This window comes from Hyphomicrobium sp. CS1GBMeth3, from assembly GCF_900117455.1.
Classification (GTDB): Bacteria; Pseudomonadota; Alphaproteobacteria; order Rhizobiales; family Hyphomicrobiaceae; genus Hyphomicrobium_C.
In genome coordinates this window covers 2,022,446-2,045,383 of sequence record NZ_FPHO01000003.1, presented here as the reverse complement: position 1 = coordinate 2,045,383, position 22,938 = coordinate 2,022,446, and the positions used below count along the sequence as shown (strand labels likewise).

The 22,938-nt window shown below is 66.3% G+C and carries 19 protein-coding genes and 1 other RNA gene; 11 read left to right on the top strand and 9 right to left on the bottom strand.

The window, feature by feature from the left end:
• Positions 1-26 precede the first annotated feature (26 nt).
• Positions 27-3,674 (bottom strand): hydantoinase B/oxoprolinase family protein, encoded by a 3,648-nt coding sequence (locus CS1GBM3_RS16980; RefSeq protein WP_072396728.1) that lies wholly within the window; start codon positions 3,672-3,674, stop codon positions 27-29.
• Between the two features lie 113 nt (positions 3,675-3,787).
• On the opposite strand from CS1GBM3_RS16980, the gene CS1GBM3_RS16975 reads away from it, so the two are divergent.
• The 6 genes from CS1GBM3_RS16975 to CS1GBM3_RS16950 all read left to right on the top strand — a co-directional run bounded on the left by CS1GBM3_RS16975 (position 3,788) and on the right by CS1GBM3_RS16950 (position 8,133).
• Complete coding sequence (locus CS1GBM3_RS16975; protein WP_072396726.1) at positions 3,788-4,519, top strand: molecular chaperone DjiA; 732 nt, start codon at positions 3,788-3,790, stop codon at positions 4,517-4,519.
• The gene (locus CS1GBM3_RS16970; RefSeq protein WP_083567704.1) at positions 4,516-5,301 is read left to right on the top strand and encodes an N-acetylmuramoyl-L-alanine amidase; all 786 of its coding nucleotides are present in this window, start codon (positions 4,516-4,518) and stop codon (positions 5,299-5,301) included. The genes CS1GBM3_RS16975 and CS1GBM3_RS16970 overlap by 4 nt, the downstream gene beginning before the upstream one ends.
• Before the next feature lie 187 nt (positions 5,302-5,488).
• Positions 5,489-6,853 (top strand): glycerate kinase, encoded by a 1,365-nt coding sequence (locus CS1GBM3_RS16965; RefSeq protein ID WP_072396722.1) that lies wholly within the window; start codon positions 5,489-5,491, stop codon positions 6,851-6,853.
• A gap of 60 nt (positions 6,854-6,913) precedes the next feature.
• Positions 6,914-7,295: RNase P RNA component class A (gene rnpB / locus CS1GBM3_RS16960), an RNA gene on the top strand.
• Between the two features lie 156 nt (positions 7,296-7,451).
• Positions 7,452-7,712: a hypothetical protein gene (locus CS1GBM3_RS16955; protein WP_072396720.1), complete on the top strand. Its 261-nt coding sequence runs from the start codon at positions 7,452-7,454 to the stop codon at positions 7,710-7,712.
• A 139-nt stretch (positions 7,713-7,851) separates the two neighbouring features.
• Complete coding sequence (locus CS1GBM3_RS16950; RefSeq protein ID WP_072396718.1) at positions 7,852-8,133, top strand: hypothetical protein; 282 nt, start codon at positions 7,852-7,854, stop codon at positions 8,131-8,133.
• Between the two features lie 131 nt (positions 8,134-8,264).
• Here CS1GBM3_RS16950 and CS1GBM3_RS16945 read toward each other — a convergent pair whose 3' ends face one another.
• Positions 8,265-8,675, bottom strand: a complete 411-nt coding sequence (locus tag CS1GBM3_RS16945) for a dihydrofolate reductase (RefSeq protein ID WP_072396717.1) — start codon at positions 8,673-8,675, stop codon at positions 8,265-8,267.
• Between the two features lie 107 nt (positions 8,676-8,782).
• Positions 8,783-9,664 carry an alpha/beta fold hydrolase gene (locus CS1GBM3_RS16940; protein ID WP_171946519.1) on the bottom strand — a complete coding sequence of 294 codons (882 nt, stop codon included), beginning with the start codon at positions 9,662-9,664 and terminating at the stop codon, positions 8,783-8,785.
• Between the two features lie 453 nt (positions 9,665-10,117).
• On the opposite strand from CS1GBM3_RS16940, the gene CS1GBM3_RS16935 reads away from it, so the two are divergent.
• The 5 genes from CS1GBM3_RS16935 (at position 10,118) to CS1GBM3_RS16915 (ending at position 14,923) form a co-directional block, all read left to right on the top strand.
• Positions 10,118-10,609, top strand: coding sequence for a division/cell wall cluster transcriptional repressor MraZ (locus CS1GBM3_RS16935; protein WP_072396713.1), 492 nt, complete (start codon positions 10,118-10,120; stop codon positions 10,607-10,609).
• Entirely contained in the window at positions 10,606-11,598 is a 993-nt protein-coding gene (gene rsmH / locus CS1GBM3_RS16930) for a 16S rRNA (cytosine(1402)-N(4))-methyltransferase RsmH (RefSeq protein WP_072396711.1), read from the top strand. The genes CS1GBM3_RS16935 and rsmH overlap by 4 nt, the downstream gene beginning before the upstream one ends.
• 62 nt (positions 11,599-11,660) lie before the next feature.
• On the top strand, positions 11,661-11,951 hold the full coding sequence (locus CS1GBM3_RS16925; RefSeq protein ID WP_072396709.1) for a cell division protein FtsL: 291 nt from the start codon (positions 11,661-11,663) through the stop codon (positions 11,949-11,951).
• A 20-nt stretch (positions 11,952-11,971) separates the two neighbouring features.
• Positions 11,972-13,684, top strand: a complete 1,713-nt coding sequence (locus CS1GBM3_RS16920) for a peptidoglycan D,D-transpeptidase FtsI family protein (RefSeq protein ID WP_072396707.1) — start codon at positions 11,972-11,974, stop codon at positions 13,682-13,684.
• Between the two features lie 81 nt (positions 13,685-13,765).
• The gene (locus tag CS1GBM3_RS16915) at positions 13,766-14,923 is read left to right on the top strand and encodes a GNAT family N-acetyltransferase (protein WP_072396705.1); all 1,158 of its coding nucleotides are present in this window, start codon (positions 13,766-13,768) and stop codon (positions 14,921-14,923) included.
• A 44-nt stretch (positions 14,924-14,967) separates the two neighbouring features.
• Here CS1GBM3_RS16915 and CS1GBM3_RS16910 read toward each other — a convergent pair whose 3' ends face one another.
• The 6 genes from CS1GBM3_RS16910 to CS1GBM3_RS16885 form a co-directional block, all read right to left on the bottom strand.
• Positions 14,968-15,948, bottom strand: coding sequence for a hypothetical protein (locus tag CS1GBM3_RS16910; protein ID WP_072396703.1), 981 nt, complete (start codon positions 15,946-15,948; stop codon positions 14,968-14,970).
• The gene (gene dxs / locus CS1GBM3_RS16905) at positions 15,945-17,849 is read right to left on the bottom strand and encodes a 1-deoxy-D-xylulose-5-phosphate synthase (protein WP_072396701.1); all 1,905 of its coding nucleotides are present in this window, start codon (positions 17,847-17,849) and stop codon (positions 15,945-15,947) included. The genes CS1GBM3_RS16910 and dxs overlap by 4 nt, the downstream gene beginning before the upstream one ends.
• A 272-nt stretch (positions 17,850-18,121) precedes the next feature.
• Complete coding sequence (locus CS1GBM3_RS16900) at positions 18,122-18,382, bottom strand: exodeoxyribonuclease VII small subunit (RefSeq protein WP_072396699.1); 261 nt, start codon at positions 18,380-18,382, stop codon at positions 18,122-18,124.
• 88 nt (positions 18,383-18,470) lie between these two features.
• Entirely contained in the window at positions 18,471-19,421 is a 951-nt protein-coding gene (locus CS1GBM3_RS16895; RefSeq protein WP_072396697.1) for a histone deacetylase family protein, read from the bottom strand.
• A 150-nt stretch (positions 19,422-19,571) separates the two neighbouring features.
• The gene (locus CS1GBM3_RS16890) at positions 19,572-21,092 is read right to left on the bottom strand and encodes a hypothetical protein (protein WP_072396695.1); all 1,521 of its coding nucleotides are present in this window, start codon (positions 21,090-21,092) and stop codon (positions 19,572-19,574) included.
• Positions 21,093-21,107: 15 nt separating this feature from the next.
• Complete coding sequence (locus CS1GBM3_RS16885) at positions 21,108-22,889, bottom strand: acyl-CoA dehydrogenase family protein (RefSeq protein WP_072396693.1); 1,782 nt, start codon at positions 22,887-22,889, stop codon at positions 21,108-21,110.
• Positions 22,890-22,938: the final 49 nt, after the last annotated feature.

Below are 22,938 nucleotides of genomic sequence, written 5' to 3'. Positions count from 1 at the left end.
CTGACGCGTGATCCAGGCCGCCTGTGTCAGGCTATGCCGACACCGCCGCCGGTGGGTGTTGCAATGAGAATTGCATCGCCCGCTTGGAGCGCGGCGCTCGCGGCCCCTGGCAGCTCCTCGATGGTGCCGTTGCAGCGCAGGATGGCGTTGCGGCCCGCCTCGCCCGGCGCGCCGCCTGCAAGGCCGAATGGTCGTACCTTGCGGAAGCCCGACAGGATCGAACACCGCATTGGCTCCAGGAACCGGATGACGCGCAGCGTGCCGTCGCCGCTGGTCCAGCGCCCTTTGCCGCCCGAGCTGCGACGGATCGCGAAACGCTCAAGGCGGACAGGATAGCGCGCTTCGAGGATCTCCGGGTCGGTCAGGCGCGTGTTGGTCATGTGGACGTGCACGGCGGCGGTGCCATCAAAACCCGTACCGTCACTTTCGAACCCGGCCGGGGCGCCTGAGCAGATCGTCTCGTAGTACTGAACGCGGTCGTTGCCGAAGGTCAGGTTATTCATCGTGCCCTGCGCCGAGCCCAGCACGTCGAGCGCTGCAAACAGCGCGTTGACGATGACCTGGCTGGTCTCGACATTGCCAGCCACGACAGCGGCGGGATATGCGGGTTTCAGCATCGATCCGTCGGGCACAATGATCTCGATGGGGCGTAGACACCCGGCATTGAGCGGGATCGGCGCGTCGAGCAGAACGCGGATGACATAGAGCACAGCGGCGCGCACGACAGGCTCTGGCGCGTTGACGTTGGTCGGCTGCTGCGGCGAGGTGCCGGTGAAGTCGATCGTCGCCGCGCGGCGCGCGCGATCAACCGTGACACGCACCTCGATGGCCCAACCGCCGTCGGTCTCGACGCGGAAGTGCCCGTCGTTCAAGCGACCTATCAGGGCGCACACGGCTTCCTCGGCGTTGGCCTGCACGTGGTCCATGTAGCTCGTCACCACGTCGACGCCGAACTCGGAAACGAGGCGCAGGAGCTCGCCGCGACCGCGCGAGTTGGCGGCGACCTGTGCCTTTAGGTCGGCGATGTTCTGCGCCGGGTTGCGGGCCGGATAGCGCGCGCCCGTGAGCAAAGCCAGCGTCTCCGCTTCGAGAAAGCGGTTCTCGCTGACGAGCGGCTCGCAATCGATGTAGACGCCTTCTTCCTCGATGGTCGTCGCGTCGGGACTCATGGATCCTGGCGCGGTGCCGCCGATGTCGGCGTGGTGGCCGCGGCTCGCGACATAGAAGACGGGCGCTGGCGTGGCCTCGAGGAACACCGGGGTGACGACGGTGATATCCGGCAAGTGCGTGCCGCCCGCGTAGGGCGCATTCAACATGTACACGTCGCCCGGCCTCAGGGCGTCGCCGCGCCTGCGGATGACCGTCTCGACAGCGCTCTCCATGCTGCCGAGGTGCACGGGCACGTGCGGTGCGTTGGCAACGAGGCGGCCGGCACGATCGAACACGGCGCAGGAGAAGTCGAGACGCTCCTTGATGTTGACGGACTGCGCGGTGGCCCGCAGCGCCTCGCCCATCTCCTCGGCGATGCCCATGAACAAGTTACCGAAGACTTCGAGCAGGACGGGATCCGCCTCGCGGCCGATTTTCTGGCGTGACTTATCAACGCTCACGCGCGTCAGCACGAGATCACCACGCTCTGTCCTCTCAGCCGACCAGGCGGGCTCGATGACGACGGTCTGGTTGGCTTCTATCACGATCGCGGGGCCAGCGATGGTCTGTCCCACGGCGAGCGCATCCCGACTCCAGACGTCCGCGTCATGCCAAGCGCCCTGCGAATAAAAGCGCGTGTGCGAGAGCGGCGCAGCAGATGGCCGTTCGCCCTCGCCGTTCGCTAGGATCGGCTCGTCGCTTCGTGCCTCCGCTTCGGCCTCGACGAGTGCGATTACGACACGCTTCTCCGGCGAAACGAAACCGAAGCGCTGTGCGTGGAGGGCCTCGAACGCACGCCGGAGATCCGCAATGATCTCGGCGTCATGCCCCTCCCCCTTGGGGGGAGGGGTTAGGGGTATCGGCAGTGCCACGTCCGTTGCTTCGTAACGAAGATGGAGGCGCAGCGTGGTGCAAATGGTTTCGCCTGCGGCGCCTTGCGCTCTGACCTCGTCGGCTGCTTCTGTCGCCATGGACACGGCAAGCGCACGGGCCGCAGCGAGACCCGCGTGGTCGAGCGGTGCTTCGAGCGAACGTTCCCGACTGGCACGCACCGACGACAGGCCGATGCCATAGGCGGAAAGCAGGCCCGACAGCGGATGGATCAGGATCTGGCGCATGCCGAGCGTGTCGGCCATCAGGCAGACGTGCTGGCCGGCGGCCGAGCCAAAGCCGTTCAGCACGTAGTTCGAAACGTCGTAGCCGCGCGCCACGGAGATGCGCTTCACGGCCTTGGCCATGTTCTCCACCGCGATGCGAATGGCCCCGTCGGCGACGTCCTCGGCCGAACGATCACCGCCCATCACGCGGGCCAGCCCCGCAAACGCTGTGCGCGGGGCTTCGGCGTCGATCGGCGCGTCTCCCGATGGGCCGAAGACCTTCGGCAGGAACGCGGGATCGAGCTTGCCGAGCACGACGTTGGCGTCGGTCACTGTCAACGGGCCACCGCGCCGATAGCACATGGGACCGGGGTCTGCGCCGGCGCTTTCAGGTCCGACACGCAATCGGCCACCGTCGAAAGACAGGATCGAGCCACCGCCTGCAGCCACCGTGTGGATGCGCAGCATTGGTACGCAGAGGCGCACGCCTGCGACCTCGGTCTCGAACGTACGCTCGTAGTCGCCCGCGAAATGCGCGACGTCCGTCGAGGTGCCCCCCATATCGAAGCCGATGACGCGGGTGAAGCCCGCGAGCCTCGCCGTCTCCGCCATGCCAACGACGCCACCTGCGGGGCCGGATAAAATCGCGTCGCGGCCGTGAAAATGCGCGCGCGTCTTCAAGCCTCCGGACGACGCCATGAACATCAACCGCGTCTCAAGGCCGTCGCTGAAGGCGCGGGCCACACCATCCGTGTAGCGGCGCAGCACCGGAGACAGGTACGCATCGGCCACGGTCGTATCACCGCGCGGCACGATCTTGATCAGCGGCGCCACCTCGTGGCTGACGGAGATTTGTGAGAACCCCGCCTCGCGGGCCAATGCCGCGGCCTGCCGCTCGTGCTCCGGGAACGCATAGGCGTGCATGAAAACGATGGCGACGCTTTCGATGCCGTCACGGCGCGCAGCGGCGAGATCGCGCGCGAGCGCGTCTGTGTCGAGCGGCGTCTCGACCGTGCCGTCAGCGCCGACGCGCTCGGTGGCGCCGATCACGCGCCGGTACAGCATGTCGGGTTTTACGATGCGCCGCGCGAAGATGTCGGGACGGGCCTGCGTGCCGATCTCGAGTTGATCTTCCAAACCAGCGGTGATGACGAGCGCGGCCGGTGCGCCCTTGCGCTCGAGCAGCGCGTTGGTGGCAACGGTGGTGCCGATCTTTACCGTGCGCAGGCGCTCGGAGGGGATCGGCGCATCCGGCGCGAGGCCCAGAATACGGCGTATCCCGGCGATGGCGGCGTCATCGTAAAGGCCGGGCGCTTCGGAAAGCAGCTTCAGGGCCGAGACGTGTCCTGATGGTGCCACGGCGACGACGTCGGTGAAGGTGCCGCCGCGATCGACCCAGAACTGCCAGCCACCCTCGCCCAGTGCCATCGTATCCTCCCGCTGGTCGCTGGCTATCGGCGGGGCCGCGCTGCGTCAATCGTGGATCATGAAATTTAGTCCACGTCCTTCTGCCGGCGCACGGAACCGGGTATGAAATCAGCATGCCTCTCGACTGCCTTACCAGCTACCTCGAGCCCGCCCCGAGCCAGGGCCTTCGGACACGCCTTGCGAACCTTGTCGCCCCCTGGTGGCCGGGGCTCGCGCGCCTCGTGCGGCCCAAGCCCGCTCATCAGACGGCTGCTTTCTCTGCCGCGATCATCGCGCTTGCGGCCAAGATGGCGAAGGCTGACGGCGTGGCGGTCGTTGTCGAATGCCAGACCTTCGAGCGCTTCCTCGAGCCCACACCCGACGAGGTGCCGCGCATCCGCAGGCTCTATCAACAGGCCAGCCAGGATACGGCCGGTTTCGAGATCTATGCCGCGAGCATCGCGCGCATGCTGAAGGACGAGCCGGACCTCAAGATCAATGTGCTGGAATGCCTGCTGATGGTCGCCTGCGCGGACGGCATCCTGCATCCCGCGGAGGAAGCGTTCCTCAGAACGGTGGGCCATGCTTTCGGCGTCTCGTGCGACGAGTTCAAGCGCATTCGCGCGCCGTTCGTGCGTGACATGACCGATCCCTACTACGACATCCTGGGTGTGGAGCGGTCGGCATCGCAGCAGGAGATCCGCTCGCGCTACCTCGTGCTCGTGCAGCGCTTCCATCCTGACCGGCTCACGGCGCGCGATGCGCAGGCCGCCCTCGTCAAAGCCGCGACCGTCAAGCTCGCGGCGATCAACGCGGCCTACGAGGCGATCGCATCGGCGCAAAGACTCGAGGGAGAGCGGGCGTGAGCGTCGGCGTCATCGCGCGGCCAGACAGCTTCCTGGTCGCGGATCTTTATCCCTCTCCCAACATCGAGCCGCGCAAGCCCGGCTATGCGCCGTCGATCCTGGTCCTGCACTACACGGGTCTGCCGACGGTGGACCGCGCGCTCGACGTGCTGTCGCGGCCCGACTGCAAGGTGTCCTGCCATTATGTGGTCGACGAGGACGGGCGCATCATCCAGATGGTCGCCGAGGAGGCGCGCGCCTGGCACGCCGGCGTATCCTCCTGGGCCGGCGAAACGGACATCAACTCGGCCTCGGTCGGCATCGAAATCCAGAACCCTGGACACATGCTCGGCTATCCGGATTTCCCGGAGGCGCAGATGGAAGCCGTGGCAGCGCTGTCGCGCGACATCATCGGGCGCCACGGTATTCTCCCACAGCGCGTGCTCGCCCACTCCGATATTGCGCCCGGGCGGAAGATCGATCCCGGCGAGAAGTTCGACTGGGCCTGGCTCGCCCAGCAGGGCGTGGGCCACTGGGTTGCGCCGACCCCTCTCGGCGGCGACGACGCGGGCGTGCCGCTCGGGAGCCGCGGCCAGGTAGTCGAGCGGGCGCGGGCGCTCCTTTCCGGCTATGGCTATAAGGTCGAACGGGACGGCATTTTCGACCCCGAGTTGCAGACCGTGCTGCGCGCCTTCCAGCTTCATTTCCGTCCATGCTGCTGCGACGGCCGGCTCGACCACTCCACCCTGGACACCCTGTCGCGGCTGGAGGCGGCCGGTCTCAAAGATGACCGGATCGCGTGATTAATCGTGACAATTAAATTCGCGTTGTAAACGGCTTAGACTTGGATTCCTCATACACTCGTGCGAGGGGACGGCAGGGCCGCGAAGGGCACGGCTTGCCGCGTCTGTTTGTTGCATTGTGGGACGATGGCCGGCGAAAAATAAATCCGATTGGCCGGTTAAAATAAAATCAAGGGGAAACGCCTTCATGAAAATCGTCATCGCCCCGGACTCCTTCAAGGAGAACCTGACCTCTCTCGAGGTGGCGAGCGAGCTCGAGGCGGGGTTGCGCCGCGTGTGGCCCGATGCGGACTACATCAAAGTCCCGATGGCGGACGGCGGCGAAGGAACGGTTCAATCCCTGGTCGACGCCACGGGCGGGCGCATCGTCAAATGCGCCGTGACGGGGCCACTCGGCCAGAAGGTTCTTGCATCCTACGGACTGCTCGGCGACGGACGCACGGCGGTGATCGAGATGGCCGAGGCCTCCGGTCTACCACTGGTGCCGAAGGCGGAGCGCGACCCGCTGCGCGCCACCACGTTCGGGACGGGCGAGCTGGTTGCGGACGCCATCAACCGCGGCGTCGAAGAAATCATCATTGGGCTTGGCGGATCGGCCACCAACGACGGCGGCGTCGGCTTCGCGCAGGCGCTTGGCGTGCGCTTCATTGATCAGAACGGCGCGCCGTTCACCGAGCCTCTCGGCGGCGGCCAGCTCGACGAGATCTATGCCATCGACAGCCGCTGGATCAATCCGGGGCTGGCGCGTGTCGCGATCAGCGTCGCCTGCGACGTCACCAATCCGCTCACCGGCGAAAAGGGCGCCTCTGCCGTCTATGGACCGCAGAAGGGCGCGACGCCGGAGATGGTGCAAAAGCTCGACCGCAATCTCGGGCACCTTGCTGCGCTGATGAAGCGCGACCTGCATGCCGACGTCGCGGAGCGGCCGGGCGCCGGTGCCGGCGGCGGCATGGGTGCCGGACTTCTGGCGTTTGCAAACGCGACGATGAAGCGTGGAGTCGAGCTCGTAGTCGAGGCGACGAAGCTCGACGAGCACATGCGCGGCGCTTCGCTCGCCATCACGGGCGAGGGACGCGTCGACTTCCAGACCGCCTTCGGCAAGACCCCTTCGGGCGTGGCGGCTTCGGCGCGCCGGCATGGTGTGCCGGTGATCGCCATCGGCGGCGGCCTCGCGGACGACGCCAACGGCGTGTTCCAGCACGGCATCGATGCCATCGAGAGCGCGACGCCGAATGCGATGCCGCTCGATGTCGCGATCCAGAAGTCGCAGCAATATCTGCGGGATGCGGCCGAGCGTGTGGCTCGCCTGATCCTTGTCGGCCGGCAGGTGGCGGCAGCCGGGGTCTCGGCCAACGCCGAGGCGGCGGCTCCTCAAGGCGCCGCGGACAGCAGCAAGCTCAACGGGGCACAGGCTCCGGCGTTCGTGCAGCCTGTGCTGCAGCGGAACAAGCCGGTGCGGCCGCTTCTGCGCGCCAAACGCGTCAAGGGGCTCACCCGGGAGGCTGTCGCGCTTGCGCAGCGCCGCCGTCAGCGCCTGCACCCAAGCAGCTAAATGCGGCGCCAGGGCCTCATGCCCTTGACGTTGGCGCCGTAAAACGCCTTATCTCCCTCGTCAGCCGGCCGGACGGCCGCTGCCGCCCCGTGGGGCGGTGGAGGAAAGTCCGGGCTCCATGGAGACAGGGTGGCGGCTAACGGCCGCCGGGGGCGACCCCAGGGAAAGTGCCACAGAAAACAGACCGCCCGGCGGGCTTCGGCCCGGCGTGGTAAGGGTGAAACGGTGCGGTAAGAGCGCACCGCGCGACTGGTAACAGGAGCGGCACGGCAAACCCCACCCGGAGCAAGACCAAATAGGGGTGGCCACGTGCGGGGAAACCCGGCACGAAGGCGCGTCTTCACGCCCGTCACCCGGGTTGGTTGCTCGAGGCGTCCAGCAATGGGCGTCCCAGATGAATGGCCGTTCCCGACAGAACCCGGCTTACAGGCCGGCTGACAATTCTTTCCCCGCCTCTTTTTGCCTCACCTCGCGTGCGATGCACAATCGCCATAGTCTTGTTTTAGCTCTCCAATCTTTCAATTCGTGCGCAGCGGCTCAACTATCCGCCGCGGCGTGCGTTAACCCCCCGTTCTGTCACTACAAGAAGGAAAAACGGATGATGAAAGCGATCCTGCCTCTGGCTGCCGCTCTCATGCTCGGTGCGGCCCCGGCCCTCGCCGAACATGACAGCTACAAGGAGCCGGCGCCGGTCGGCCCTGGCCCGAGCCTCTACGAGCGGATCAGCGCCCATTACGGCCCGATGGGCCGTGACGTGAAGGAGCGTTACCGCGATGGGCCGTGCAAGATCTATCGCCGCTGGGAGAAAGACGGCGATTACGAAGAATCGATCAAGTGCCGCGCCCCGCGCCGCGACTGATGAACCAAACGGCGGCCCCAAAGGCCGCCGTTTTCATTTTGTTTCGCCGTGCTTGCCGTCGAAACTCCAAGGTGCTCCAGGCGGACCTTCCTGCTTCCCCGCGCGTTTAGGGGGGCAGTCAACCGAGGAGCATCGTCCCATGTCTCGCATTGCGACTGCCCTTGTTCTGATCGCCGCGTCCGCGTTGCCCGCCTCCGCCGGTGGCGATTGGTATGACGACGGCACCTACGAGATCCAGCACTGGCGCGGCGAGTATCGCGCGCATTACGGTCGGCCGTACCGGGCGCCGGTCGACGAGGTCTACATTCCCTATGGTGCGTACTTCGTCGACGAGCCCGCCTATTACGGCGGCTCTTGCGAGGTCGAACGGGAATGGCGGCGCGGACGCTACAGAGAGACGATCGAGTGCGACGACGATTGATTTGCGCTCACGCCCGCGCGGCGGGCTCCGCGGGGGCGGCGCTCAGCGTCCGAGCGAAGCTCGGCTCCGCCGAGACGGGTCGCCTTGCTCCCGAGCCCTCCGGGCTCAATAGTTTGTATCTCACGCCCGCGCTAGAGCGGGCGGCCTTTGCCGGTCAGCAGCCACTTGGGGTCGAACCAACGATCGGCGGGGCCGTCGTACGGCAGCCGCGTGATGTCCCAATGCATGATGTAAGGCGCGTAGACGTCCCACACAGGCGGGCCGCCGCCTATGAAGACGACGCGGTCCTTGTATTCGGCGAGGACGTCGTCCGGCTTCTCATGCGAGCGTATCGCGCGAATGGTGCGCTCCGCATAGGCGAACTCCGGCACTGAAGCGATGGTCTTCGGTCCGGCGAGCAGCACGTGGCCGCGCGTGATCTCAAAAAAGCGCTCCACATCGGCCCGAAACTCGGGACGCGGGTCGCCTTCCCAGGGCAACTGCCCGCCAAGTCCCAATTGTCCGCTCAGTCCGATCGCGCAGATGCAGCGCACGTCAGCCATTCATGCTCTCGCGGCTTGCCCGCGTCCTCGGTTCGCTTGGTTCACAACGTGCGAGACTGGTAGTTGATCCGCGACGCGCGCTCAAGGGCACGCAGACGCTCACCTTCTCACCTGCCTAGAAAACGTGTCAGCGTGCGGACGAGCTGGCGCGGGCGCTCGTGCTGAGGCAGGTGATGACAGCCTTCGAGAATGGCCAGGCGGTCGCGGGGCAGCGCCGCCGCAAGGCGTTTCCCCGAGCGCAGCGGCACGATGGGGTCCTCGCGGCACCAGACGATAAGCACCGGCTGCCGGACCGCGCGGTAGCGTGCGGCTACGGCATCGGCATCCCGCTCGCCCACGATCGAGCGCGCGGTGGCGAGGAAGGCGCGCATGGCGCCCTCGTCGCGATATGGCGCGGCGTAACCTTCCACGAGGCGCTCGCTCGGCTCGCGCCCGCCCATGGCCTCCCGGAGCAGCAGGCGCGCCATTGCTTTTGCCGGCAGGATTCCCGTCATTGCATCCGGGACGACCGGCGTCATGACGAGATCGAGGTGGCTCGCGGCCGTGTGCGGCAAGGCCGGGGCACCGATCACCGCGATGCGGCGGATACGCGCCGTGCCGGCGATGCCATCAGTCAGCGCCGTGCGCAGCGCGACGGTGCCGCCGAAGGAATGGCCCACGAGCGTCAGGTCTCTCAGGTCCTGTTTGACGATGAACTGCGCGACGAGGGCCGCCTGATCGTCGGCCGAGTAAGCTCTATCGTCGGGCTTATCCGAGCGGCCGAATCCCTTGAGGTCGAGCGCGATGACGCGATGGCTGGCGGTCAGCGCCGGCAAGATCTCGCGCCACGTGAAAATACTCTCGCCGAGCCCATGTAATAGGAGCAGTGGCGGCCCGGCACCCTGCTCCTCGTAATAGAGGGTCACGGGCTCGTGGCCGGGCGCCTGGATCGAGATGCGGTTGCCCTTGTCCGGGGGCACCTGGGGTGCCGCCAAGTTGGAAGTCGGCACTGCGGTCCCCATGAGAGCGACCAGGGCAGCGACGACCGCCACGCGACCGACCCCCGTCGTTCCCACCCGAGGCTGCCGCTTCCGCACCCGCTGCTCCATCCGAACCGCCTGGATCGCGATCGTACACCGATTTGGCCTCGGTTGACCCGCCTGGGTCCGACCCCTGGCGGGTCGTCGAGACCCCCAAAAAATGGGGCTTTGGCCCTGTTAACTCCTTAAGGATCCATTGACGCCCATAGCGAACCATGTCATCCCATATAAGCCCGACCGCACCGGGCACGGGCTCGTGGTCGTGGCGCCTGCTTCGAGAGAGGGCCGAAGCACCGAGCGACCGCCACGGCCCAGCCCGGGGCGCGGGCACTAAGCGAGGCCCATCAGGCCTCGCGTGAGATTTTGGACAGTCCTGCGAAGCGTTCCTGAAGTTTGCGTGATTGAGCGAGGCTCGAAGAAGGGATGGACCGCTTTGTCTCGACATTCACAAACAAGATCGACGCCAAGGGACGCGTCTCCATTCCTGCGCCTTTCCGAGCCGTGCTCGAGCGCGACGGATATCCCGGCGGCATCTATTGCTACCCCGCGATCGACTCTCCGGCCCTTGATGCAGGCGGCGAGAGACTTGCGAAAAAGATCGACGGGCTTCTCTCGGGCTTGCCGGACTATTCGGACGAGCGGGACGAGCTCTCTGTCGCCCTCTACGGCGACGTCCAGGTTCTCGGCATCGATGGCGACGGGCGCATCGTCCTTCCTGAAACGCTTCGCCGCCACGCCGATCTTCAGGATCACGTCACATTTGTCGGCCTTGGCGACAAGTTTCAGATGTGGGCCCCTCACGCGTTCGAAGAACGCCGCACGCGGGCCCGCGAAAAAGCTCAAGAGCACAGAAAACTTTTCGGCGCGGGGAGCGGTCACCGCAGGGGCGGTGGCACTGAAGGAGCACGGGAATGACGCCCTCGAACACCGGGAAGGGACCGGTGGGGCAGGACGTGCGGGCACACATTCCCGTGCTGCTTTCAGAAGTGCTGCAGGCGCTCAAGCCGGCGGACGGCGAGACCTACATTGACGGCACGTTCGGCGCGGGAGGGTATTCCCGCGCCATTCTCGAGGCGGCCGACTGCCGCGTGATCGCGATTGAGCGCGATCCCACAGCCTTCTCCAATGGACAGCCACTCGTCGCCGCGTTCGGCGGACGCCTGAGCCTCGTTCCCACGACCTTCAGCGACATGGAGCACGCGGCGCGCGAAGAAGGCGTCGATCGTGTCGATGGCGTCGTGCTCGACATTGGCGTGTCGTCGATGCAGCTTGACGATGCGGCGCGCGGATTCTCGTTCCTGCGCGAGGGTCCGCTCGACATGCGCATGTCGCAGGAAGGCCCCTCGGCGGCCGACGTCGTCAATCACGCCGAGGAGGAGGATCTCGCCAACATCCTCTACGAGCTCGGCGAGGAGCGGCGCTCGCGGGCCATCGCGCGGGCCATCGTCAAGGCGCGCGCAGAGAAGCCTTTTTCGACCACGAAAGAACTCGCCAATCTCGTCGAGCGCGTGCTCGGCCGACCGCGCGGCGACGAGAAGCATCCGGCCACACGCACGTTCCAGGCGTTGCGCATTCACGTTAACGACGAGCTGGGTGAACTCGAGCGAGTGCTCTCGGCAGCCGAGAGGCTTCTCAAGCCCAGCGGACGGTTAATTGTGGTTACTTTTCATTCTCTTGAGGACCGTATCGTTAAGCATTTTCTGCAGGAGCGATCCGGAAAAAGTGCTGGAACTTCGCGGTATTTGCCGGGTCCGAGCACGCCGGAGCGCCCGCCGAGTTTCCGAATTGTTAACACTCGAGGCGTTAAACCTAACAAAATGGAAACGGATGCGAACCCGCGGGCCCGCTCAGCGCGATTGCGCGTTGGGGTCCGAACGGACGCTCCAGCGTGGGACGCGCGTTAACGAAAGCCCCCACGCACCTGCCGTCGTCTTGACTTGGTATTTCGTTGGTTGAGGTCGATCCGATGCACCCGATTACAGTCTCGGCCGCGTTTCTGGCCATCTCGAGCGCCTTTCTGCTTTACGGGCTCAGCTACGAGACCCGCCAACTCGAGGCACGCGTTACGGCGCAACAGCGGCTCGCCGACCGCACCCGCTCCGATATCTCGATCCTCAAGGCGGAGCGCGCGCATCTGGCGAGGCCCGGGCGCATCGAGCCGCTGGCACGGGCTCAGGGTCTCGTGCCGATGGCAGACGGCCAGATCGTCGATCCGGCCGGTGAAAGCAACATCCTGACGGGCGCGATCGCACGCTGATCGCAGAGCCGAGGGCGAACATGAGAGGCGCGACGCGGGCAAGGCGGGACCAGGGCTTTTCCGAGCCGGTCTCCCATCGTGCGCTTCCGCTCCAACCGCGACACCGCGAGCCCGGCGCCGGTTTGCGCACGCGCCTCGTCATGCTCGGCATGGCGTTGATGTTCATGAGCGTCGCGGGGCAGCTCGCGCGTCTTGCGGCGAGCAACACCAGCGACATGGTGGTGACGCTCAGCGAGCCCATCGCGCGCAGCTATGTGCGGCCGGACATCCATGACCGCAATGGGCGCCTGCTCGCGAGCGATATCGAGATGCCGTCGCTCTATGCCGATCCCTCGCTCGTGCAGGGGCTCGACAATACGATCGAGCAGCTCAGCACCGTGCTGCCGGACATCAACCGGAACGAGGTGCGCCAAGTCCTCTCGGATCGCAACAGGCGCTTCGTGTGGCTGAAGCGCGGCATTGCGCCGAAGCTCGCCCAAGAGGTTCACGATCTCGGCTTACCGGGCCTCGAGTTCCGCAGCGAGCTGCGGCGAGCCTATCCGCTCGAGCGCCTGGCCGGGCACGTGCTCGGCTCGGTCAACGTCGACAATAAGGGCACCGGCGGCATCGAGCGCGCCATCGACGAAACCGTTGGCGTCGAGGCAACGCACGGCGCTCCGACGGACGCGGGCCTGCCGGTGGCACTGTCACTGGACCTCGGCGTGCAGTACGCGCTCGAGGACGAACTCGCGCAAGCGATGGCGCGCTACGAATCGAAGGGCGCTGCCGGTCTCGTCATGGATGTCAGGACCGGCGAGATGCTGGGCGCCGTTTCGCTGCCGGGCGTCGACCCGGCGCGGTCGTCAGAGATTCTCGATCCGGCGCGGCTCGACAAGATCCAGGGCGGCACCTACGAGCTCGGCTCGGTGTTCAAGATCTTCACCGTGGCGATGGCGCTCGATGGCGGCAGCGTGAAGTCCGATACCGTGATCGACGTCACCAAGCCGCTCACGGCCGGGCGCTTCACATTCAAGGATACGCACCCCAAACGCCGGCCGCTCACCGTTTCGGAGATCTTCATCTACTCCTCGAACGTCGGCTCGGGCATGCTCGCGCTCGCGGAAGGTCCGCAGAAGCAGCGCGCGTTCCTCGACAAGCTCGGGCTGACGACGCCCATGCGCACGGAGGTCGGTCCGGTTGCGGCGCCGCAGCTTCCGCCTAAGCTCGGGCGCGCGGAGCAGATCACCGTCTCCTATGGCCACGGCATCGCACTGACGCCGATCCAGTTCGCGGCGGCAACGGCCGCACTCATCAACGGCGGCACCACCGTGACGCCCACCTATTTCCGCAAGCGCGGCGAGGCTCCGGATGCCGGGCGGCGCGTGGTCAGCGAGGAGACCAGCCGCAGTCTGTCGGTGCTGTTCCGACGTAACGTCGCCGAGCAGGGTGGCACAGGCCGGCGCGCCGACGTGCCGGGCTACCGCGTCGGCGGCAAGACGGGCACCGCGGAGATGCCGGGCCGCGGCGGCTATCAGGAAAAATCCGTCGTGGCTTCGTTCGTGGCCGGCTTCCCGATGGACGAGCCGAAGTACCTCGTGATGGTTCTCATCTTCGAACCGAAGGGCACGGATGCCGCGGCCGGCGAGGTCTTGGCCGGACGCAACGCGGCGCCGACTGCCGGCAATGTGATCAAACGCATCGCGCCGCTGCTCGGCGTCAGACCCGTCAATGACGTGGCGCAGCTCTCGGACTGAGCTTAACACAATCGACACTGCTCATACGGATAGTTCTTCTCGGTCCTCACATAACGCCGAGTTGAAGGCACAATCTCCGCCATGGACGCCCTGGAGATCGCATCCGGCCTCGATGCCATCACGCGCCTGCGTCCGCTTTGGATGGACGCGGAATCCCGCGCACAGGTTGGCGCGTTCGAAAAATTCGAGCTGGTCGTGGCGGCGGCGGAGCTTGCCGAACGGCAGGGCTCCGAGCCGCTGGTCGCCGTCGTTCGACGGGACTGCAGCACATCGCTGATGCTTCCACTTCGCCGCGAGCGGCTGCTTGGCGCGCGCACCGCAGTGCCACTCGTCCATCCGCTGTCGCAATACACCGACGTCGTCGGCGGCGCGCTCGAGGCAGACGAGCTCATCAGGATTTGCAACGCGCTGCGCCGCAGAGGCATCGATCTCATCCTGCTGCGCAAGGTCCGGCAAGATGGCGGGCTGCACATGGCCCTCGCACGCCATGGCACATCCCAGTCTGCGCGAGAAACGTCGCATTACATCGATCTCGCCGGCTATGGAGCGTTCGCGGCCTACGAGGCTTCGTTCTCGAGTCGAACGCGGCGTAACCGCCGTCAGAGGCTGCAGCGTTTCGAAGCGCAAGCCGGACCGCTGTCGTTCGAGGTGCTACGCGGCGCAGAGGCAGCGACCGCGTTCGATACGGCCGTGCGCTGGAAACGCGATTGGCTCACGCAGCGCGGTGTCTCAAGTCCGGTGTTCAACGGCGGAGAGTGGGAGCGGATTCTGCGCGGGGCGGTTCTTGCCGGCAGCACGATCGTCACCGCGCTCAAGGCGGGGCAAGCCCTTATCGGCGTTGAAATGGGGTTTGCGAACCGGTCTGACTATATGGCCTATCTCGGTGCGTACGACGAGACGTACAGTTCCCTGAGCCCCGGGCAGGAGCAGATGCTGCGCACCATCGCATGGTGCTTCGAGCAGGGTTTCCGTCGCTACGATCTCCTGGCACCGAGCGACGACTACAAGCGTCACTGGACGCGAGCGAACACGGGTGTCGAGATCGACGACTATGCCCTTGCGCTAACGCGCGTCGGGCGTGGCGTTGCCGAGGTGCGCCGACGCGTGCGGCCGCTGGCGCGGGACTTCTATCATTGGCTGACGCCGGAAATGCGCGTCGCGGGCGGTCGCTACGGCGTTCCGGCCGCTGCTGCGGTAGCAGCAGCCACTGCGAGCGCTCTGATCTCATCCATCGAATAATGCCAGGAGAGATCGGTAGAACGCGGCCTGACCGCGAGACGGACCTATGTTCGGCGCGGGTAGACCGGCACTTCGAATGCGCACGCGAACATGTTCGCATCCGGCGCTGTGGTTTCGACGTGCAGCGTCCAGCGGATGCCGTTGCCCTGGCTGTCCAGGCTCGATTCTAAACCACGCTCCGGCAGATCAATCTCGACGGGAATGCGCACGCTACGGCGCGACACGAGCAGGCGCGACGGCGGAATCTCCGCGGAGGCGCGCACCAGCTCCTCCACCTTGAGCTTCGATGTCTTCTTGCCCCCGCTGAGCTGGCGTATCCACTCCAGACGCTCGCACACAAGCTCCGCCTTGAGGGGATTAGCCGGGCGTCCTGTCAGCCGCGCCTCGACTGTGCCGCGGAACCGATCGCCGAAGTAGGCCGGCAAGGAATCGAGCAAGAGTGTCGTTCGCCCAAAGCGCCAGTAGGTGCGCGTGGCCGCGAACGCAAAGTGCAATCCCAAGAGCCCGGCGCCGAGGAAGATCGCAGCTACGATCCAGCTTCCCCACGACTCCGCGAGCGCGGCCTCGATCTTGGCTCGATTGACCGTGCCGATAAAGGCAATCCCACCCCACCAGCCGATATTCCAGATCCAGAGGAGCGCGGCGACGCCGGCATTCGAATGAACGATGCGCCGGGCCGCCCAGTCCTTGCGCAGCATCCATGGCTGGCCCGGATATCGGGCGGCGAGGCGTCGCTCCTCAGCGTCCCACAGCGGCTTCTTGACGAAGCGGAAATAGAAGAAGCCGAAGCCGATTGTTGTAAAAATCGACCCCATGGCGACCAGGAACAGCGCCATCGGGAGCGAGAAATCGCCCGCGAGGAAGCCACGGGCGCCGGACCACAGCGTGAGGAGCCCGACAAGCCCCGTGATGGCGAACATGGCCAGCACCAGCGCAACGCCGATCCACTCTCCAATGGTCTCGGGCTTTGCGGGAGGCTCGGGCGCGTCGCTCTTGACGGGCCCAGCGCGAAGTTTTGAGATCACGCGCGGCTAGCCAGCACGTCCCGGCCGAGAGCGGCGAGCGCAGTCTTGACGATGTCCGGTGCAGCGAGGCCCGCACGCTCGTACATCTTCGCAGGAGCATCGTGATCGATGAAGGCATCGGGTAGCACCATGGTGCGCACCTTGAGGCCGCGATCGAGCAGCCCGGCCTCCGCCAATTCCTGCAGCACATGGCTGCCGAAGCCGCCGATCGAGCCCTCCTCGATCGTGATCAGCACCTCGTGCTCCTTGGCCAGACGCGCGATCAGATCGCGGTCGAGGGGCTTCATGAAGCGCGCGTCCGCGACCGTCGTCGACAGACCCATGGCGGCAAGCTGGTCGGCGGCCTTCGTTGCTTCGCCGAGCCGCGTGCCGAGCGACAGGATGGCGACGGCAGTGCCTTCGCGGACGATGCGGCCCTTGCCGATCTCGAGCGGAACACCCTCCAACGGACGCTCGATGCCCATGCCCTCGCCGCGGGGATAACGGAGGGCGGACGGGCGATCGTCGATTGCAGCGGCGGTGGCAACCATGTGCACAAGCTCGGCCTCGTCGGCGGCGGCCATGATGACGAAGTCCGGCAGGCAGCCGAGGTAGGCGAGATCGAAAGATCCGGCGTGGGTCGGGCCGTCGGCGCCGACGAGGCCGGCGCGGTCGATGGCGAAGCGGACCGGCAGGCGCTGGATGGCGACGTCGTGCACGACCTGATCGTAGGCGCGTTGCAGGAATGTGGAATAGAGCGCGCAGAACGGCTTCAGGCCCTCGGTGGCAAGACCGGCGGCAAACGTGACGGCGTGCTGCTCGGCGATGCCGACGTCGAACGTGCGGTCGGGAAACTCCTTCCCGAACAGGTCGAGCCCCGTACCGTCGGGCATGGCTGCCGTGATGGCGACGATGCGCTTGTCCTTGCGGGCCTCCGCGATCAGGCTGTCGGCGAACACGCGCGTGAACGTCGGCGCGTTCTGCTGCGGCTTGATCTGGGCGCCGGTGACGATGTTGAAGCGCGCCACGCCATGATACTTGTCGTCGGAAGCCTCGGCGGGCGCGTAGCCCTTGCCCTTCTTGGTAACGACGTGGACGAGGATCGGCCCCTGCTTGGTGTCGCGCACGTTCTTCAGCACGGGCAGAAGCTGGTCGAGGTCGTGCCCGTCGATGGGACCGACGTAATAGAAACCCAGCTCCTCGAACCACATGCCGCCCTGCCACAGGTGGCGCGTGTATTCCTCCATGCGGGCGGCGCGCCGCTCCCAGCTCTTCGGCAAGCGCTTGGCAAGCTGCTTGGCGAAATCACGGAGTTGCAGGTACGTGCCGCTCGACGTGACGCGGGCGAGATACGACGAGAAGGCGCCGGTCGGCGGCGCGATCGACATGTCGTTGTCGTTCAGGATGACGATCAGGCGCTCGTCGCGGGCGCCGGCGTTGTTGATGGCCTCGTAAGCCATGCCAGCGCTCATGGCGCCGTCGCCGATCACGCAGATGACGTTGTTGTCGCCGCCCTTGAGATCGCGCGCGACGGCCATGCCGAGGCCGGCGGAGATCGACGTCGACGAGTGGGCGGCGCCGAAGGGATCGTATTCGCTCTCGGCCCGCCTGGTGAAGCCTGACAGCCCACCGCCCTGACGGAGCGTGCGGATGCGGTCGCGGCGGCCGGTCAGGATCTTGTGCGGATAGGACTGGTGGCCGACGTCCCAGATCAGGCGGTCGCGCGGCGTGTCGAAGACCCAGTGCAGGGCCACCGTCAGCTCGACCACGCCGAGGCCAGCGCCCAGATGGCCGCCGGTCACGGAAACGGCGTCGATGGTCTCGAGGCGCAGCTCGTCCGCGATCTGCCGGAGGGCGGTTTCGGGTTGCTGGCGGAGATCCTCGGGGGTCCTGATCGTATCGAGGAGCGGGGTCTTGCTCACGGCAGGGCATCATCCTTCCAAAGCGGAGCCGTGGCCCCGGCGGACCGCCACCTCTCCGGCCGTATCCGCATTCAAACTACTCTAGCGCCGAAAGGGTGGCGGATGAAGGGCCGAGACCGGACGTTCGTGTCGCGGTTCCTGCGGCAGAAGATGCGCCCCCGGAGCCCTTGCGGGCGGTGAAGGGCGCATCGAACGGCCAAAGATCTTGGCTTCAAAGCGGGCTCCGCCGGAACGCCTGTTATTCCAGGCTCGTGCGGCCTCGCCGGTGGTTCCTATTCCGGATCGAGGGGCTCTGTGCCGCGCGGGGTTCCGTCGGCGCCGACAGTCAGCTTCTCGACACGGGCCTCCGCCTGCTTCAACAGGCGGTCGCAATGCTCGCGCAGCGCCTCGCCGCGTTCGTAGATGGTGATGCTCTCCTCGAGCTCGACATCGCCCCGTTCGAGGCGGCTGACGATGGTCTCGAGCTCCTTGAGCGCCTTCTCGAAGCTCAGCTCCTTGATGTCGGCGTGATTCTTGTTCGTCAGCTTGCTCATTCCTTCTCCGGATCATGATTCTCGGAGCCAAGTCTAGAGCCTCGGACGCCGCCGCGCACGCCTCGTTTCATTGCGTATAAACAGTAGCTTAGCTGCCGAGGTCCATGAGCGTGCGCACGTGCACCGCAACCGATGTCGCCAGCGCGTCGAGGTCGTAGCCGCCCTCCAGCATGGAGACGATGCGCCCGCGGCAGTGCTTCTCGGCGATCTTGCCGAGCTCCTCCGTCGCCCACATGAAATCGGCTTCGACCAGGCGCAGGCCGCCGAGCGGATCGCGCTTGTGGGCGTCGAAGCCAGCGGAAATCACGATCAGGTCCGGGCCGAAGTCGTGTAGCGGTTGCAGGATGCGCGAGGTGAAGGCATCGCGGAAGGTATCGCCGGCATCGCCCTCACGCAGCGGCGCGTTCCAGATGTTGCCGACGCCGGTCTCCGACAGGGCGCCGGTGCCAGGAAACAGCGGCATCTGGTGCGTCGAGCCGTAAAAGAGATCCTTGTCGGACCAAAAGATATCCTGCGTGCCGTTGCCGTGGTGAACATCGAAATCCACGACGGCGACGCGCTCGGCGCCGTAGCGCGCGCGGGCGTAGTAGGACGCGATCGCCGCGTTGGAGAAAAAGCAGAAGCCCATGGCCCGGTCGGGCTCGGCGTGGTGGCCTGGCGGGCGTACCTGACAGAAGGCGTTGGCCACGCGATTGTCCATGACGGCATCCACGGCTTCGAGGCCAGCGCCCACGGCGCGCAACGCCGCCTCTATGCTGCCACCTGACATAACCGTGTCGCCATCGACCGGAACGCCGCCGTTGCGCTTCTTGGCGATCTCGCCGGCGTTCTTCATACGATCGAGGTGATGCTGCGGGTGAACGAGCAGGATCTGCTCTTCAACATCTTCGCGCAGCGGCGCCTCCGCCCGCTTCAGGGCGTTGTAGCTCTCGTGGGCGAGAACCTTGTCGATTGCGCGCATGCGATCGATGCGCTCCGGGTGGCCGAACCCCGGATCATGATCGAGAAACGCCGAATGCGTGATGAGAAGAGTTGCCATGTTAACCGTAAGTCCTGAGCGTTTCCGAAGTTTCTTGTTGCGACCATGATAGCGAAGTCGCGCGAGCTGACCAGCCTGGAATGCCAGCCCCCTTGCACGCCAAGGCTGCGTGCGTCGCGCCCTTATCGCGTGGGTCTCATCTAGATCGCTTCAGGCGCTCTGGTGGCGGACGTGGCCCCAGAGCCAGCGCACGGCCCGGAACGGCGCCGTGATCAACCCCCAGACCTGCAGCATGCCAAGCCACATCAGTGCCGGCATGCCGGCAAGCGGAAGGAATATGACGATCGCCACCATAACGCGTGCGAAGCGCGCCGCGACGTAGCCAAAGCGGCTTGCATACTCGTGCCGCTGCTCGGGCGGCCAGATGCGGCGCCACCAGGCGAACGAGACCTGCCACGCCAAGAGCCCCGCCACGAGCGAGCCCAGGTAGACGTACTGGATCGCCGATGGGATGCCGGGCACGATGCGCGCGTCCAGCTCGCGCTCGTGGGCTTCATCGCGCGCGAAGACCTGGATCGCGTTGACGGCCACGTTGCCGGTGATCTCACCGATCCAATTGCTCAGGCCGATCCAGCCGCTGACCGTCTCGCTCAGGGGGGCGGATGCGGATGGTGCGGGCGTTGCTGAGAATACGACGCGGCCGGTCGAGCCCGGCGTAGCGCGGACCGTAAGCTCGCTACCGGCGCCGCCGAGGGCGCTCAGGAAATCGCCGAACGTGGTGCGCTTCATCGCATCGTCGAGGCCGGAGACGGAGACAGTCTGCCAGAGCCAATTACGCCCGCCCGGCTGGTGGGTCGATGCCGTCTGCAAGAGCACGAGATTGACGTCGGCGTCTTCCGCCGCTTTGACGAGCGTCGCAATGTCGAGCGTCTGCTCCGGCCCGCGCGAGGCGCGGAAGACCAGCCGGTTGCCGTCGATGCGGCCCGTGACGAGCGCCGTCTGCCCCTTGAGCCCCGCGAGGGCTACAGGAAGCGCTGCCGGCTCCACATGATCGACGAGTGCCGCCTTCGTCGCCGGATCGTAACGCGGCGCGGAGGACAAGCGCGTCGGTCCGCCGGTCTCCAGCGCCAGGACACGGATGTTGGAACGGTTCAGCGGTTTCGCGAGCCGGTAGACGGTTTCCTCGAACAGGGCGCGGTTGTCGATCGCGGCCACAAGGCCCGGACGAATCTCGGCGGCGAGGCCGGCCGGCGCATCGGAGCGGCGCAGGCGGTAGGCGTCCTTGCCGACAACGACATGCAGGTCTGCATCGCGCGGCAGATCCTTCAAGGCGCTCCGTTGCGCAAAGATGGTGTCCTGGCTGAGGTAAAGCGCGAGCTTGCCGCCGGGCGCCGCCTCGGGCGTGAGCGTCGCGCTGACACGGGCCAGCTCGTCGGGCGTGGCGGCGGTGAAGACTTGGCCTTCGCGGTTGACGAACTTCCAATGGCCTTCGGGCGTCACATGCGCGGCGAGTGCCGCGGCGCTGCCCGGCATTTTCGGCAGCGTCGCGACATGGGCCGCCGCGTTGTCGAGCGCGCCAAAGCCGGACTTGCCGACTTTCGAGACGACGCCTCCGCCGCCCGCCTCACCGGCCTCGCGCAAGATCCGCGACAGCCAACCGGCGTCCGCCGAGCCGATGCCGGCGGCCAACACCAAGACCCACCCGAGAGCCGCCAGCCGGCCGAGCCGCATCCCCCACCTCCCCTGCTATGCCGGCGTTGTCTCCGGCAGCGCATCCAATACCGCGTCACCACCCGAGGTCACGACAGCCGCGAGGCCCGGCGCCGTCACTGACAGGTTCTCGGCAAAGAAGCGCGTCAACGCTACGGCCTCCATTCCCTCCGCGCCACCCTGCTCGAGACCAAACAGCGCGCCTTTTGCAAGATAATGACCGCCCGCTACGATGCCGAACAGCCGCAGGTAGGGTGTCGCGCCGGCCAAAGCCAGATTGGGGGTGTGCTCAAGGGCCTCGCCCATCCATGCGGTGGCCTCGGAGAAGGCGACGACCGCGGAGGCCAAGCGCTGGCCCGTGCGACCGAGCTCGAGCCTGTTGATCGCCTTCACCTCACGCGCCGTCGCCTCGTATTCGGCGATGACGTCCTTGATCAGGCGTCCGCCGGCAAGCGGCAGCTTGCGCGTCACAAGGTCGATGGCCTGGATGCCATTGGTGCCTTCGTAGATCGGCAGAATGCGCGCGTCGCGATAGAACTGCGCCGCGCCTGTCTCCTCGATGAAGCCCATGCCGCCGTGCACCTGCACGCCGAGGGACGCAACCTCGCAGCCGATGTCGGTAGAGAAGGCTTTGGCGACGGGTGTCAGGAGCGCGGCGTGATCGGCTGCGGCCTCGCGCTCGGCTTCCGTTTCGGCGTGATGCGATTTGTCGATCTCGGCGGCCGTCGCGTAGCAGATGGCGCGGGCCGCGCGCGTCAGCGCCTTCATGGTGAGAAGCGTGCGGCGAACGTCAGGGTGCTCGGCGATGGGCACCATGCCGGCGGTGCGCGTAGCCGTGGAGCGGCCCTGACGGCGCTCCTTGGCGTAGGCGACCGCGTGCTGCGTCGCGCGCTCTGCGATCGCGACGCCCTGAATGCCGACGGCGAGGCGCGCGGCATTCATCATGATGAACATGGTGTTCAAGCCGCGGTTCTCCTCGCCGACGAGGTAGCCGACGGCACCATCCTTCTCGCCGAACTTCATGACCGCGGTCGGGCTGCCGTGGATGCCGAGCTTGTGCTCGAGCCCAGCGCAGACGACGTCGTTCTCGGCGCCGATCGAGCCGTCCTCGTTGACGAGACGCTTCGGCACGAGGAACAGCGAGATGCCACGCGTGCCCTCGGGCGCGTCGGGCAGGCGGGCGAGCACGAGATGCACGATATTGTCCGTCAGGTCGTGGTCGCCGTAGGTGATGAAGATCTTGGTGCCGAACAGGCGATAGGTGCCGTCGGACGCGCGCTCCGCGCGGGTGCGTATGACGGAGAGGTCGGAGCCCGCGTGCGGCTCCGTGAGGTTCATCGTTCCGGTCCACTCGCCGCTCACCATGCGCGGCAGGTAACGCTGCTTCAGCTCCGCCGAGCCGCCCGCGCTCAAGGCGTCGATAGCACCCTGGGTCAGAAGCGGGCAGAGGCCGAACGACAGGTTGGCAGCGTTCCACATCTCACAAACGGCGACGGCCACGGTTTCCGGCAAGGCCTGGCCGCCGAACGCTTCGGGGCAGGGCAGCGCGCTCCAGCCTGCCGCACAGAAGGCCTCGTAAGCGGCCTTCCAGCCGGGCGGGGTGACTACGCGGCCATCTGTCCAGCGGGAGGGCGTGCGGTCGCCGGCCGTGTTCAGCGGCGCCAACTGCTCCGCCGCGAACTTCCCGGCCTCCTCCAGGATCGCCTGCAGCGTGTCCGCATCCAGGCCGCGCACCGGACTTTTATCCATCTCGCCCGAAACATCGGACACCGACTTGAGTGCGAAGAGGATGTCGTCTACTGGAGCCACGTAGCTCATGGATTTCCCTTCCGTGACCCGCGTCGATTCGGATGATGCCAAGCAAATC